The organism is Asticcacaulis machinosus, assembly GCF_028550435.1.
Classification (GTDB): Bacteria; Pseudomonadota; Alphaproteobacteria; order Caulobacterales; family Caulobacteraceae; genus Asticcacaulis; species Asticcacaulis machinosus.
The window spans coordinates 360,297-374,059 of the sequence record NZ_JAQQKV010000002.1 but is presented as its reverse complement, the minus strand read 5'-3'; the positions used below and the strand labels follow the sequence as shown (position 1 = coordinate 374,059).

14 protein-coding genes are annotated in these 13,763 nt (G+C 55.8%); 4 read left to right on the top strand and 10 right to left on the bottom strand.

The window, feature by feature from the left end:
- Positions 1 to 2: 2 nt before the first annotated feature.
- Positions 3 to 779, bottom strand: coding sequence for an ABC transporter permease (locus PQU98_RS10145; RefSeq protein ID WP_272744827.1), 777 nt, complete (start codon positions 777 to 779; stop codon positions 3 to 5).
- Positions 780 to 872: 93 nt separating this feature from the next.
- Positions 873 to 2,492, bottom strand: a complete 1,620-nt coding sequence (locus PQU98_RS10140) for a hypothetical protein (protein WP_272744826.1) — start codon at positions 2,490 to 2,492, stop codon at positions 873 to 875.
- A 359-nt stretch (positions 2,493 to 2,851) separates the two neighbouring features.
- Between PQU98_RS10140 and rimO the strand changes: the two genes are divergently transcribed.
- Entirely contained in the window at positions 2,852 to 4,273 is a 1,422-nt protein-coding gene (gene rimO / locus PQU98_RS10135) for a 30S ribosomal protein S12 methylthiotransferase RimO (protein WP_272744825.1), read from the top strand.
- A 35-nt stretch (positions 4,274 to 4,308) separates the two neighbouring features.
- On the opposite strand, the gene PQU98_RS10130 is transcribed toward rimO, so the two are convergent.
- The gene (locus tag PQU98_RS10130) at positions 4,309 to 4,776 is read right to left on the bottom strand and encodes a hypothetical protein (RefSeq protein WP_272744824.1); all 468 of its coding nucleotides are present in this window, start codon (positions 4,774 to 4,776) and stop codon (positions 4,309 to 4,311) included.
- Positions 4,777 to 4,872: 96 nt separating this feature from the next.
- On the opposite strand from PQU98_RS10130, the gene PQU98_RS10125 reads away from it, so the two are divergent.
- The 3 genes from PQU98_RS10125 to PQU98_RS10115 all read left to right on the top strand — a co-directional run bounded on the left by PQU98_RS10125 (position 4,873) and on the right by PQU98_RS10115 (position 7,328).
- A complete protein-coding gene (locus tag PQU98_RS10125) occupies positions 4,873 to 5,775 on the top strand; it encodes an alpha/beta fold hydrolase (RefSeq protein ID WP_272744823.1) in 903 nt (300 codons plus the stop codon).
- 59 nt (positions 5,776 to 5,834) lie between these two features.
- A complete protein-coding gene (locus tag PQU98_RS10120; RefSeq protein WP_272744822.1) occupies positions 5,835 to 6,254 on the top strand; it encodes an Hsp20 family protein in 420 nt (139 codons plus the stop codon).
- A gap of 423 nt (positions 6,255 to 6,677) precedes the next feature.
- The gene (locus PQU98_RS10115; RefSeq protein WP_272744821.1) at positions 6,678 to 7,328 is read left to right on the top strand and encodes a hypothetical protein; all 651 of its coding nucleotides are present in this window, start codon (positions 6,678 to 6,680) and stop codon (positions 7,326 to 7,328) included.
- A gap of 280 nt (positions 7,329 to 7,608) precedes the next feature.
- Here the strand turns inward: PQU98_RS10115 and ptsN are convergent, their stop codons facing one another.
- The 7 genes from ptsN to PQU98_RS10080 form a co-directional block, all read right to left on the bottom strand.
- Positions 7,609 to 8,070: a PTS IIA-like nitrogen regulatory protein PtsN gene (gene ptsN, locus PQU98_RS10110; protein ID WP_272744820.1), complete on the bottom strand. Its 462-nt coding sequence runs from the start codon at positions 8,068 to 8,070 to the stop codon at positions 7,609 to 7,611.
- A 255-nt stretch (positions 8,071 to 8,325) separates the two neighbouring features.
- Positions 8,326 to 8,949 (bottom strand): ribosome hibernation-promoting factor, HPF/YfiA family, encoded by a 624-nt coding sequence (hpf, locus tag PQU98_RS10105; RefSeq protein ID WP_272744819.1) that lies wholly within the window; start codon positions 8,947 to 8,949, stop codon positions 8,326 to 8,328.
- 290 nt (positions 8,950 to 9,239) lie between these two features.
- The gene (gene rpoN, locus PQU98_RS10100) at positions 9,240 to 10,760 is read right to left on the bottom strand and encodes an RNA polymerase factor sigma-54 (protein WP_272744818.1); all 1,521 of its coding nucleotides are present in this window, start codon (positions 10,758 to 10,760) and stop codon (positions 9,240 to 9,242) included.
- Between the two features lie 23 nt (positions 10,761 to 10,783).
- Positions 10,784 to 11,527, bottom strand: coding sequence for an LPS export ABC transporter ATP-binding protein (lptB, locus tag PQU98_RS10095; RefSeq protein WP_272745491.1), 744 nt, complete (start codon positions 11,525 to 11,527; stop codon positions 10,784 to 10,786).
- A gap of 107 nt (positions 11,528 to 11,634) precedes the next feature.
- Positions 11,635 to 12,159 carry an LptA/OstA family protein gene (locus PQU98_RS10090; protein WP_272744817.1) on the bottom strand — a complete coding sequence of 175 codons (525 nt, stop codon included), beginning with the start codon at positions 12,157 to 12,159 and terminating at the stop codon, positions 11,635 to 11,637.
- A gap of 32 nt (positions 12,160 to 12,191) precedes the next feature.
- On the bottom strand, positions 12,192 to 12,935 hold the full coding sequence (gene lptC / locus PQU98_RS10085) for an LPS export ABC transporter periplasmic protein LptC (protein ID WP_272744816.1): 744 nt from the start codon (positions 12,933 to 12,935) through the stop codon (positions 12,192 to 12,194).
- A 58-nt stretch (positions 12,936 to 12,993) separates the two neighbouring features.
- Complete coding sequence (locus PQU98_RS10080) at positions 12,994 to 13,614, bottom strand: ribonuclease D (protein WP_272744815.1); 621 nt, start codon at positions 13,612 to 13,614, stop codon at positions 12,994 to 12,996.
- Between the last annotated feature and the right edge of the window lie 149 nt (positions 13,615 to 13,763).

Below are 13,763 nucleotides of genomic sequence, written 5' to 3'. Positions count from 1 at the left end.
AACTATACCCAGAACGGAATTCTGCGGCGAAAAAGGCTGAATGCAATAAACCAAGCGACGATCCCCGTCACCGCCACACCCGATACGAAAATCCAGTTCTCTGGCGCCGGGTATCGCCCTAGGAACGGCTCCCTGACGATCGCAATCATGTGGTAAAGCGGATTTATATCGGCAATCCAGCGCTGCGAACCGAGTGTCTCCGCGCGCCAATACACTGGCGTCAGGAAGAAAAGGAGCGTCGAAGCACTTGGGAGCAAAAAGCGAAGATCTCTAAAACGCGCCGACATCATTCCGACGACGCAGCCCCAACCCAGCATACACACTATATTTAAAATTAATCCTGGTATTAGTGGCCACAATGGAACTGTAACCGTACCCATAGCGACCATAAAAATGTAAAAAACGATGAGATTATGCGCAAATAGCATTATCATCTTTGCAACACCCTCAAACGCAAAGTACGTAAAGGGGTAAGCGTGATTTTTGATTATACCCGCATGCCCTACGTACAATTCGGGAGCTTCCGTGATGATCCACATGCAGGTCCCGGCCATCAGGAACCCTTGCATCGTGTAGGGAAGCGTCTCGTGCAAATCCTGGTTAAAAATTGCTCCGAAAACGACGGCAATAGCCAGAGAAGAGGCTATAAAATTGCCAGCTATCCAAATTGTTCCAAGTATTGTCCTTTTATACTTTGCACTAAGCATATAATATGCCTGATGCAGCCAAACTGGATACAGTTTAGATCCAGCTATCAAGTCGGCAATCGTTTTGTTCATAATTAACTCGGTTTGCTAATACGGCTGCGAGCGATGCATTCTAACCCACAACATTCGATGAGAATTTAGTTTATTTAGTGCAGTATGCTCATCTTATGACAATTCAGGCTTCACGGCTTCGGGGAACCACGCCCGTAGAAGCGGCTGGGCAAAATCGTGAAGATCAGCCCATTCCATGGTAAAGTTCGCCCGCGTCGGATCATCTCTAACAAACTCAACGTCTATTACCCGATCCATGGGCAGATAGTTTGATGGAATAACCGATTCTCCAAAATTGTCCCATACCCGCAGAGGTGCTTGCTGGTGTTCATTATTCAATGCGGCACTATTAGAAAAAGCGATGCCTGGCTTGTTACAAATCCATTTGTAGCAAACCATTCCAGTGCCTAGCGGAGCAATATATACATCCGCGTAATCACATAGGATTAACCCCTCAAAGAAAGGTCGCCCTACCCCGAAAATAATTGGCAACTGATTGTCGATATCCGCAGCGATCTTGTCGGCTATCACCACTTCTGCATCCAGAGACATCCAGCCTGTCGTCCATCCTTTAACAGCATCGCTACTTAGCCCGTCGACCACAATGGCAAGCATCGGGAAGGTTTCTTTTAGTTTAAGGATGAGCGCGGCCCAGCCTTCATTTTGATTCAACCACGCTCGATTGTCGAGGCGAATTGTAATCAAAAGTAAAGGTTTTGAATTTCTTTTTAGAGATTCGCATTTCTCAAGAAACTCCTTACTCACCTGAGTGCGTGCATAAGCCAATATCTTTCCATTAAGAAAATCGGATATATTTTCATCTTTAACTGTTATTGAGAATGCATTGTTCGAAAAGAGAAAATTTCGCATTTCCTCATCATTATTCGCTTTGAAGTAAGCTTCATCTTTAAGGAGGTCGCCGAAAACTTCCGAAATAAATCCGAAGAAGTTCTGATTGTCATGTTCGACGATGAAATCTGCATGGTGAAGGGGCGAATTCTGAAGAAGATTTGACCACCCAGTCATCACATTCCAGAAATTGTGCCCCATGTGCGGACAGTTAAAATCGGTAATCGCCAATTTCCTGTTTGCATCCGTCGCGAGATAATGCCTTACCTTATCTCCACTGAGAAGTAATCCCCTAAGAAGACTAGCCACATGCCGGATTACGTCGCGCTCAGGGTATCCATTCCAATACCAGAGAATCAGCTTTTTCTGCGGAAAGACCCATAAGCCCTCAACCCCCATAAAGGCCATAGGCTGACTAAGTTCAGAAACCAAACAAAAGTCGCATCCCTCATTAAGATAGTACCATTCACGACCGAGCGAGGATTTACACGAAGAAACGAGGCCTGTGAACGGATTTAACAGAGGTTTGAAGCCACTCGCTAATGCATAAAGGTTAACCTCTGTTCGAGGTGACACCTTGAAGGCACCTGCCACCAATTGTGGAATATCCAAGAGCTCTCGGATGCTTGCGGCGTACCCATTTACGCCCTGGGATGCCATTGTCAGAAATTCAGATGACAATCCGTTGACGCTCAACCCTGCGTTTGCGGCATCATCCAACCGGTAAGATTTGTACTCGGATAATAAAAAAGCTTCCATGTCAGCTTCGGATACATCCAGTACCTTTTCGATGTCCGACGAATACGAGCTTTTATCGAAAAGTTTATTTATTGCATCAGCAATCAATTCATATTGCAAAGACGCATTTGATAATTCCGAAAGCAACCAAACTCTCCTGAGAGGATTCCCGTCAGCCCTGAGGTGGACCCCATACATCGAGGGACTCTTACGGGAAATTGCTTATAAGAACAACCGAAATTGCTTTTTACCCGCTCTTATTCACGGTAGAGGAAAATAATGCAGCGGGTATAACGCGAGGCGTTGTAGCCTGATCGGCAGATCGGCGAAATGAACCAGAAAAACAATAGCTTCCAACAGCGCGTCATCAACTGTCGTTACGCGAACGATACCAGCTGGGTCAATTGTAGTGCATTGTTTCAGGATTGGCAGACTACGTTACTGGCAAGCCCACCCGATTGATACCTTGCTTGCCTTATGCGCTAAAATCTGTATTACGCACTTAAATGTCCACATCCTTAAAAACCGATGCCCCGAAGGTGGGCTTTGTCTCGCTGGGTTGCCCCAAGGCGCTGGTTGATTCTGAGCGGATTCTGACCAAGCTCAAACATGAAGGCTATGACACGGCGGCATCTTACGCTGGCGCGGACGTGGTTGTGGTCAATACCTGCGGGTTTCTGGACTCGGCCAAGGAAGAAAGCCTGAACGCCATCGGTGAGGCTCTGGCCGAAAATGGCAAGGTTGTGGTCACGGGCTGCATGGGCTCCGAGGCTGATCTGATCCGGGCGCGGTTCCCTAATGTGGCGGCGATCACCGGCGCGCATCAGTACGACGCGGTTATGGATGCGGTTCATAATATTGTGCCGCCCAAGCCTGACCCGTTTAAAAATCTAGTGCCGGATAACGATCCCGGTGTGCGCCTGACGCCCAAGCATTATGCGTACCTCAAGATTTCCGAAGGCTGCAATCACCGTTGTAGTTTCTGCATCATCCCTCAGCTTCGCGGTGATCTGGCCTCACGCCCGATTGCCGACGTGCTGAAAGAGGCCGAAATCCTGGCCCAGAGCGGCGTCAAAGAATTGCTGGTGGTGTCGCAGGACACCTCGGCCTACGGCCTTGATATTAAATATGCCCAAGGTGAATGGCGCGGCCAGAAATGGGATGCGTCGTTTGAAGATCTGGCGCGGGGCTTAGGCGAGTTGGGCATCTGGGTGCGCATGCACTATGTCTACCCCTATCCGCATGTGAACAGCGTCATCCCGCTGATGGCCGAGGGCAAGATCCTGCCCTATCTCGATATACCGTTCCAGCATGCTTCGCCCAAGGTCCTCAAGGCCATGAAGCGGCCAGGCAATCAGGATCGCACCCTGGAGCGTATCCGGTCATGGCGCGAAATTGCGCCCGATATCACCATCCGCTCGACCTTTGTGGTTGGCTTCCCGGGTGAGACCGAGGCCGATTTTAACTTCCTGCTCGACTGGCTGGAAGAGGCGCAACTGGATCGCGTCGGCGCCTTTGCCTATGAAAATGTCGACGGCGCCCCGGCCAAGGACTTACCCGACCATGTGCCGGAAGAGGTCAAGCAGGAGCGTCTGGCCCGCTTCATGTCGGTGGCGGCGCGTATCTCTGCGCAAAAGCTGCAAGCCAAGGTCGGCCATGTCGTCGACGTGCTGGTTGACGAAATCCGCGCTGACGGCGTAGGCGTGGCCCGCACCAAGGGCGATGCGCCGGAAATCGACGGCCATATCTATCTTAAGGGCTTTACCGGTCTGAAGGTTGGTGAGTTTGCCAGAGCCAAGGTCATCCGCGCCGATGCGTTTGACCTCTACGGCGAACCCGAAGGCCTGATCAAGCTCGACCGCCTGCCCACTGCCCGCCCGATTTCCAGATCTGGGGGTAAGGTCCACCGCATTATTTCGCGGTTTTGATCTCTAAGAACCTCCCCTGCAACATGGGGGAGTTCTTAAGGCGCGATCCAAAACCCGAACCGCAGGATCGGGTGGGTGATATCTTTCAGCGGCCAGTTATAGTCGGCGGCGGCCTTTTTCATCACCCGGCGCGGGGACAAAACCCACACCCGCTGCGACAGGTGCCAGCCTTCGATCGTATGGGATTTCGGGATGAAATAGATGTCGCGGGCGTCCATTTCGATACTATGGATATCTTCAAGCGGTATTTCCTGGCCGTCCGGGGCGACGAACATCTTACGGGCCGGATCATAGGCAAACAGCGGTTTTTCGATGACACTGAGCGCCATCAGGCCGCCCAGAGTGATCCACATCAACAGCATGGCCAGCCCCTGACCCTTGGCCAGCATCAGACCGCTCAGGAACGGGCAGGCGATCAGGAGCGCAATCGTATAGCTGTTGAGCACGCTGCCACTCCAGTACAGTTCGGTAAGGGGGCGGGGCTGGGAGGGTCTTAGATTCATATATCCTGATGTAACGATTATTTTCGTCGTAATCCACGCCTATTTATGGCTCAGATAGGCCTTCCTTTGGCCAGCCATCAGAGAAGGATTCCGGTAATGTTGTCTTTGCACAGATCGCCTGCGAATGCAGCCACCCATTTCGAGGAGCGCTGGTGGTCGTCCGATGACAGCCTGCGTCTGTATGCCCGTGATTATGCAGGATCGGGCGGGGGCATCCACCTGCCGGTCGTGTGTCTGCATGGCCTTACCCGCAACAGCGCCGATTTTGAAGGGGTAGCCCCCTATATCGCCGCCACAGGTCGGCGGGTGATCGTGCCGGATATCCGCGGGCGCGGCCTGTCCGATCATGATGCTGATCCTAAAAACTATCATCTGTGGACCTATGCCAAGGACGTGCTCGACCTGTGTGATGGCTTAGGGATCGCGCGGGCGATCTTTATAGGCACGTCGATGGGGGGGCTGACGACTATGGTGCTGTCGACCCTGCGCCCTGCCCTGATCAAGGCGGCGGTGCTGAATGATGTCGGCCCCGTACTGTCGGCCAAGGGGCTGACGCGCATTGCGGGCTATGCCGGCAAGAGCCCGTCAAAAATCAGGGGCTGGCACGATGCCGCCGATTATGCCCGTTTGCACAACGAAGTGGCCTTTCCGGATTATGACCATAAGGACTGGATGGCCTTTGCGCGGCGCCTGTTTCGTGAAAGCGATGACGGGCTTAAACTGGCCTATGATCCGGCGATTACGATTCCGGTCTCTACGCCGACCTCTCCGGCGGTCTATGACATGATGCCGCTCTATATGTCGCTGAGCACCGGCAGGCCGCTGCTGCTGGTACGCGGGGCGATCTCAGATCTGATCGAAGACCATGAGGTCAGGGTCATGGAAGGTATTTCCCCTGACCTTAAGCGGGTCGATGTGGAAGGGGTTGGCCACGCCCCCATGCTGACCGAAGGCTCGGCGCGGGCGGCGGTCGTCGAATTTTTGCAGGATTTGCCATAAGCCATTGAAATAGCAAACCCTGGGCCCATATCGTTGTTAAGCTCAATGGAAACGGGTCGATGGCGCGCACGGTAATTTTTGATAGTCCCTACCTGTTAGGCTTTGATCATACGCGGGCGCTGATTGAGCGGCTGGGGCGCGTGTCGGAAAACTACCCGCCCTATAATGTCGAAGCCCTGTCGGCCCACCATATCCGCATCAGTGTGGCGGTAGCGGGCTTTACCGCTGATCAGCTTAAACTGGCGCAAACGGGGCAGTTGCTGACCCTCACCGCCCAGAAAGAGGCCGAACCGGAAGAGGCAGAGGCCCGTGATTTCCTTCATCGCGGCATCGCCCAGCGCGGCTTTAGCCGCAGCTTTGTCATCGGTGATGGCATGGAAGTGGCGTCGGCGGTTCTGGAATACGGCCTTTTGCATATCGACCTGAAACGCCCCGAACCGGATGATAAAGTGCGCCTTATCCCCATCGTTAGCCGCTAGGCAGGGTGACTTTAGTGCGCTACCGCTTCGCTGCTTGAGCGCGTGCCCCTGCACCCGGAACCTAGAGACGCCGGACAGGTCGGTGCCCATTCTCCTCCCTACGCTTGCGTGGGGAGGTGGCGGCGAAGCCGACGGAGGGGCATTACTTTTTTCTCCTCCCTATCGAGCTTTGGGCGAAGATGGGGAGGTGGATCGGCGCGTGAGCGACGAGACGGAGGGGGACTTGCGTTGTCGTTATCCTGTGCTCGGGTTTGTGACAGCAGCGCCCTTAATATGTTTCGGTGCTGCCCCCTCCGTCTGCTCGCTGTGCTCGCATCCACCTCCCCACTGCATTTTAGTGCGCTACCGCTTCGCTGCTTGAGCGCAGGCACAGGGAGGAGGAAGACTTATCCCCCTTGGTCGTGTTTCCCCCATGCTTAGGGGGTGACTGCTGATGCCCTGACATCTTTTGACCCAAAAGAACGCTTCACGCCCGAAGAACGGCGGGCGCGGCTGCGGGCCTTTGCTGACCGGATGCTGGAGCGGCTGGGTGATCTGCCGTCGCCGTACGATGCCCCTGAACTGGAGCAAATGACACGGGCCGGACTGCTGATCGAGCGCATCTATGCGCGCGTCGATGCGTCCGAGCGCACGGCGTCAAAGCAGCTCACCCCTGAAGAGGCCGCCCGCAGCCGTGAAGAGTTCGGCCTGAAACTGGCGGCCTTGCGCGCCACCCATGACGCGGTGAGCGCCAAACTGGCCCCGAAACTGAACCCTCTATCGGAGACGCAAACCCTCACGCCGGATGAGCTGATCAAACGCATCAAGGGCCTTGATCTGGCTGATCCCGATTTCGGGATTGATGACGATCCTGATGATGTTCTGGCGGATGCGCCGGAAGATGCGCCGCAAACCCCGCCGCGTCTCGATCCGAACACCGGCCTGTTGTGGCTGAATGAGCGGACGATTCTGGCCACCCGGCACCCGCCGTGGTTTGAAGCCGACGGCGGTGAGATGTACTGGCGCGTAGCCCGCGGAGAGGTCAAGCTGGTCTTGCCGGACAGCATGCCGGATGTGGTCACCGATAGCAGTTAGGTTTCAAGAGCCTTTAAGAGGCCCCCCTCCGTCAGGACGCTCCGCGCCCTGCCACCTCCCCCGGTACACCGGGGGAGTATAAGAGGATTTCATTCCACTACATTTATACCTCTCCAACTGCGCTCAAGCAGCGAAGCGGTAGCGCACTAAAATGCGCCGGGGAGGGGGACCGCACGAGCCGAAGGCGAGATGTGGTGGTGGGGGCTCTTTTACTACTCGAAGACAAGTTGAATCTGCCTTGCCTCCCCATCTTCGATCGGGAGGCCGATCCCGCACGGCTTTACGCTGCGTGGGCGCCGCTGTCGGCCAAAAGCGCATAGAGGGCGTCATTGGTATCAAGCGCCCGTAGTTGCTCACGCATGGATTTTTGGCGCAGAGCACGCGACACCTTGGCCAGTGCCCGCAGGTGCTCTGAACCCGACTCAGGCGGCGCAAACAGGGCAAACACCAGATCGACAGGCACATGGTCGATCGAATCATAATCGATCGGCGTCTCCAGCCGCAGGAAAATGCCGCGCATCTGGGTCAGACCGGCAAGGGCAGCATGGGGCACGGCAACGCCCAGACCCACACCGGTCGAGCCCTGCTTTTCGCGGTCGACCAGCGCGTTGAATATAACCTCGGCGTCTATCTTGAACAGCTTGGCGGCATGCTCTGCCACCGCCTGCAAGGCCTGACGCTTAGAATTTACACTGACATGACCGTTAATCGAATGACGATCCAAAAGCCCGTAGAGAGACATTATACTTCCAGGTTGAGCGCAGGCAGGGAGAAACCTCCCCTGCAAAACCTGCGCCGGATTTATCAGGCCAAGCCCCCATTTTAAGAGACCTGAAAACGATGCGCCCCCAAAGACGGCACCGGTATTTTAGTCCCCCGCACTTAAAGGCGGGCGAGATGTGCCTTATAGGGACGCCACCGGCACGTCAACCGTTAAGCGTTTACACTTTAACGTGCGCGTGCGTCCCTACAGGTGCGGTTATAGAGCGGATAAGGATCAGGCCACCGATCGGGCGCGAGTGCGCTCCGGATCGATCCAGCCGATATTGCCGTCAGGACGGCGATAGATGACCGACAGGCCACCGTGGGCCGCATTTCGGAACATCAGCACCGGGTAGTTGGACATGTCCATCTCAAGCACCGCACCCGACACCGTCATGGTGCGAAGCGGTGCTTCGGTTTCGGCGATGACCATAGCTTGCGGCGGGGCATCATGATCCCAGCCGTTCGCGCCATGACCGTCGTCATAGTCTTCCAGCGGGTCTTCGCCGGTATGGTCGTAGCGCAACACGGTGATCGACGCCAGTTCCTGAGCCGGCGACGGATTGTGGTGGTTTTTCAGGCGGCGCTTATAGCGGCGCACCCGTGTCTCGATACGGTCAAGGGTTCCGGTGAAGGCAGAATGGGCATCCCCGCCAGTGCCGCTCGACACCAGCGTCTGGCCCGACGCCAGCCTGACCCAGCAGTCGGCCTTGAACAGATGGCCCTGCTTGGACAGGGTCACCTCAGCCTCACCGCCGCGGTCGAAATATTTGGCGATGCCGGCGGCCAGTTCCTGTTCGATGCGCTCACGCAGCGCATCACCCACTTCAACCTGTTTTCCGTTGACTTGTATTTGCATAGCTTGATCTACGCTCCATTTTAGGGGTTTGTCGTCCTCCCGGATATCCCCCCTGGCGGGCGAGCACCTTAAATGCTTTGCGGATCATGAACTTAACCCTCATAGGGGGAGGCGAGGACTGCGCGTGGAGGTGTACGCGCCCCTCCACCTTACGCTCTTTGACGCCTGTGTTAAGTCACTAAAATGTGTGCGCAAAATGCGCGGCACTTTGCCGCTTAGGGGTTGAATCCTTACGCAGAATTAAGGGTGTTGGGCTATATTGCGGCCCGCATATGAGCGGGTTTGGGCGGCTACTTTATAAGCCGCTTGCGCTCAACCGAGGACGGGATGCGTAAGGCTTCGCGGTACTTGGCCACGGTGCGCCGGGCGATGTCTACCCCGGCCTCTTTCAGGATTTCGACGATCCGGTCATCGGACAGGATTTCGCCGGACGACTTTTCACCGTCGATCAGGTTCTTGATCTTATGGCGCACGGACTCAGCCGAATGGGCTTCGGAGCCGTCGGCAGATGCGATCGAGGAGGTGAAGAAGAACTTCAGTTCAAACACTCCGCGCGGGGTAGAGACGTATTTGTTCGAGGTCACCCGGCTGACGGTGGACTCGTGCATCCCCACCGCATCGGCGACGGTCTTGAGGTTCAGCGGGCGCAAATGTTCGACCCCGTAAACCAGAAAAGCATCCTGTTGGCGTACGATTTCCGACGACACCTTAAGAATGGTACGGGCGCGTTGATCAAGGCTCTTGATCAGCCAGTTGGCCTGATTAAGGCATTCGCTGAGATATGATTTTTCTTCGCCGGAGCGGGCACCGCCCACCACCTGAGCATGGTATTTCTGATCGACCAGAACACGCGGCAGGGTATCGGTATTGAGATCAACCCGCCAGCCGCCGGTCGCATCTTGCCGGACGAACACATCCGGCACCACGGTCTGGGACGGTTCCGAGCCAAAGGCCGCACCGGGACGCGGGGTCAGGGCCTTAAGCTCCCGGATCATCTCGGTCAGGTCTTCGTCATCGACGCCGCAGACCTTGCGCAAAGCACTCAGGTCACGCCGCGCCAGAAGCTCAAGATTATCGATCAGCGCGGCCATGGCCGGATCAAAGCGGTTGCGCTCAATCAGTTGCAGCTTAAGGCATTCGGGGACGCTGCGGGCCATAACGCCGGTCGGTTCAAAACCGTGGCAGGTGGTTAGCACCGCCTCGACCAGCGCCGGATCGCAGCCCAGCCGGTCGGAGATTTCACTTAAGTCGGCGCGCAGGTAACCACCCTCATCGACTCCGTCGATCAGAACCTGCGCAATGGCCATTTCAGGCGCGCTGAATCCGGCGATCAGGGCCTGATCGGTCAGGTGTTCCGATAAGGTTTTTTCGCGGGTGAGGGCCCGTTCCATGTCCTCATCACCGTCAAAACTGCCGCCGCCCTTACCGGCCTTGGACCAGTCAACCATCGGCCCGTCGGACATATCGGCAGACGATGCAGCGGTGTCCGGCTCACGTACGGTTGGGGCTTCGTCGCCGTAAAGATCGGAGTTTGAGGCATCAAGGTCGGAGCCGGCGCGGATCGAATCGCCGTCGCCCAGTTCCAGCTCGCGGCCATCGGCATCGAAGCTGTCGCGCTCAATCTCAGGGCCGGAATCGCTGACCGGCTCCGGGTCTTCGCGTTGCAAAAGGGGGTTTTTCTCAAGCTCGGCTTCAACCACGGCTTCGAGTTCGAGGTTCGATAATTGCAGCAGCTTGATCGCCTGCTGCAACTGGGGCGTGATGACCAGCCCCTGCCCCTGCCTGATTTCTAACCTTTGTCCGAGTGCCATGCGTTAATGATGCCCGCCAATGGTTAATGAAATGCCTCGCCCAGGTAAACGCGTTTGACCTCAGGATCATTGCGGATTTCCTCCGGCGAGCCCTCGAACAGGACTTCGCCGCTGTGGATAATCGACGCGCGATCAATGATATCAAGCGTTTCACGGACGTTGTGGTCAGTAATCAGTATGCCGATGCCGCGCGCCTTCAGATAGGTTACGACTTCGCGGATATCGGCAATCGCCAGTGGATCAATCCCCGCAAAGGGTTCATCCAGTAACATGAATGAGGGCTTGCCGGCCAAAGCGCGCGCGATTTCAACGCGGCGGCGCTCACCGCCGGACAGGGCGGTGGCCGGTGAGGTGCGGATGTGGGTAATGCGCAGTTCTTCGAGCAGGCGGCTGACATCTTCGGCAATCACGGCCGGATTGTTTTCGTTGAGTTCCAGCACGGCCCTGAGATTTTCTTCCACCGTCATGCCGCGGAAAATGGAGGCTTCCTGTGGCAGGTAACCGACACCCATGCGGGCGCGTTGATACATGGGTTGGGAGGTAATATCCTGACCATCCAGCATGATGGTGCCGTAGTCGGCCTCGACCAGTCCGGTAATCATATAAAAGCAGGTGGTCTTGCCGGCGCCGTTCGGCCCCAGCAGCCCCACGACTTCACCGCGCCCAACGCGCAACGACACGCTCTTGACGACGGTGCGCTCACCATAGGTCTTGCCTATGCCGTCGACGCTGAGGCCATCAGAGGTCGTATCGGATGTGTCCGTCATGGTGTCCAGATGTTCAATCACGGCAGCACTATCCCTCATGCCTCTTAAAATTACCCTAAATGCGCGAAAAATAACCACTCATTGAGGAGTGGTTGTGCTTAAGCGTGCTATTGAGCGGGCTTGTTGTCCGGGTAGATTACGGCACGAACCCGGCCCTTGGATTGGGCGGCATCCATGGTGGTGCGCCCGGCGGAGACATTATAAACCAGACGATTGCCGGTCATAACGTTTTCACCCTGTTTAACAATAACGTCGCCGGTCACGATCATGGTGTCATCGGCGCGGGTATAGACAGCCTTATCGCCCCTGATGACCTGATTGCCCTGAACAAAATAAAGATTGCCTGTGGCTTCGATACGGTCAACCTCACCAAAACCCGCACCGCCGCCGGGCTTGGGCGCGTGGATCATTCGAACCTGATCGGCCCTTAAGCGGGTGTCGTCCTGCAGGACTTCGACCCGACCAGTCCAGAGTTGAACTCGTTCCCCTTCCAGCAGTTCCAGATCGTCACCACCGATCGCGACGGGGCCGCCTTTCTGGGACAACTGAGCCTGGGCGATACCGCCGCTCAGGCCAAGGGCCGCCATCGCGGCAAGGCCTGCGACCAGTCGAAGGAAATGTCCAGATGCCATTATCAAATGTCCTTAAATCGCGGGCGGATAGATTATTGAGGGTTGATGACAGCCCTGACCTGGGTGCCGTCCTTACCGTGGAAAACGATCCGCTGGCCGTTATCATAAATCGTGTAGGATTGCGCCTTAATATGACCGGTGGGGCCAAATCCTTCAATAGGTTTGTTGCCGCTGACGGTCGAGGTGTTCAGATCGACAATCGCTTCGGCCGTCTTGAAGCTGAAATCATTGGGGCCGCCGTTCAGAACCACATCGCCTTCGACGGTAAAGGTCTTATCGGGTTCGTTATAAACCCCTTTAAGCCCTTTGAGCAGGGTGGGTTTACTATTGTCGCTTTTCAGTTCCATATTGGGCGCATTGACCGAAATGATCGCTGCATTATTGCCACGGCGCAGCGCCTCAAGGCCGCTGATGATATAGCGGTCGCCGCCGGTCGTCTGGCCAAAAAAGCGCGGATTGGTCATACGGATATCGTCCTGACTGGACTGATAGACATTGAGCGAGTTCAGCACGCTTTGCACAATAACCCAGCCGACAATCGCCATCAGGGTGGCGATAATCAGGCCCGGAAACACCAGCCTCAGCCGGCGAATACGGCGCGAGCGGTTGCGCCAGGCCTGCGCCTGTTTCAGCAGGCGTTGTTTCTGACCTTGTGCATCGTCATGTGCGCTAACGCCTTGCTCGTTGAGCGCGCCCGCCGACCCATAGGCCGCCATCGCCGGATCAAGGGTATCCGGCGCCACAGGAGACGCAGATGTCAGCGGGTTAAGAGCCATGTGCCTTATATAGAACTTAGATTACGACCATTCAAAGGTTTAAGATAAGAATAGGGAGTTATGACCACGAATGGGCAAAGATATCGCAGTCTTCCCAGCCGGCCAGATCAAGGGCGACCCGGTGCGGCAGGAAGTCGAAACATTTTTGCGCCAGCTCGGTGCGGCCTTCGCGGGCCAGCATCAGATCGAGTTTGGTCCGCAGAGCATGCAGATGCAAAACATCCGACGCGGCATAGGCCAGTTGTTCCGGTGTCAGCGTATCGGCGCCCCAGTCGGACGATTGCTGGGCCTTGGACAGATCAAGGCTCAACAACTCACGCACCAGATCCTTCAGGCCATGACGGTCGGTATAGGTGCGGGCCAGTTTCGAGGCGATTTTGGTGCAATAGACAGGCGCGGTCACCACGCCCAGATGAAGGTGGAACATGCCGATGTCAAAGCGGCCATAGTGGAACAGCTTCAACACCTTCGGATCGGTCAGAAGGGCCTTTAGGTTTGGTGCCTCATAGGCCGGGCGCTGCATCCGCACCACATGAGCATGGCCGTCACCGGACGACAGTTGCACCACGCACAGGTCATCGCGCCGAAAGCGCAGGCCCATGGTTTCAGAGTCAATGGCCACAACGGCGCCAAGATCAAGGCCGTCCGGCAGGTCGCCGTCATGGTAAAAAGTCGTCACGCCCAAAAATCCTGAATAATACTGTGAAAATTGTGACTATCGCCTAAGCCATGTCACAGCCTTCGTCAATTCACGCCTGAGCAAAGAGAGTATTTCAGGCCTAAAGACACGATCATGAATAAATATTTTTGATTTATTAAATAACTGCG

Excerpts from the sequence above, each read along its gene's own strand:
- PQU98_RS10145 (WP_272744827.1), bottom strand. The coding sequence starts at position 779 with ATGAACAAAACGATTGCCGACTTGATAGCTGGATCTAAACTGTATCCA.
- rimO (WP_272744825.1), top strand. The coding sequence starts at position 2,852 with ATGTCCACATCCTTAAAAACCGATGCCCCGAAGGTGGGCTTTGTCTCG.
- PQU98_RS10130 (WP_272744824.1), bottom strand. The coding sequence starts at position 4,776 with ATGAATCTAAGACCCTCCCAGCCCCGCCCCCTTACCGAACTGTACTGG.
- PQU98_RS10125 (WP_272744823.1), top strand. The coding sequence starts at position 4,873 with ATGTTGTCTTTGCACAGATCGCCTGCGAATGCAGCCACCCATTTCGAG.
- PQU98_RS10120 (WP_272744822.1), top strand. The coding sequence starts at position 5,835 with ATGGCGCGCACGGTAATTTTTGATAGTCCCTACCTGTTAGGCTTTGAT.
- ptsN (WP_272744820.1), bottom strand. The coding sequence starts at position 8,070 with ATGTCTCTCTACGGGCTTTTGGATCGTCATTCGATTAACGGTCATGTC.
- hpf (WP_272744819.1), bottom strand. The coding sequence starts at position 8,949 with ATGCAAATACAAGTCAACGGAAAACAGGTTGAAGTGGGTGATGCGCTG.
- rpoN (WP_272744818.1), bottom strand. The coding sequence starts at position 10,760 with ATGGCACTCGGACAAAGGTTAGAAATCAGGCAGGGGCAGGGGCTGGTC.
- lptB (WP_272745491.1), bottom strand. The coding sequence starts at position 11,527 with ATGACGGACACATCCGATACGACCTCTGATGGCCTCAGCGTCGACGGC.
- PQU98_RS10090 (WP_272744817.1), bottom strand. The coding sequence starts at position 12,159 with ATGGCATCTGGACATTTCCTTCGACTGGTCGCAGGCCTTGCCGCGATG.
- lptC (WP_272744816.1), bottom strand. The coding sequence starts at position 12,935 with ATGGCTCTTAACCCGCTGACATCTGCGTCTCCTGTGGCGCCGGATACC.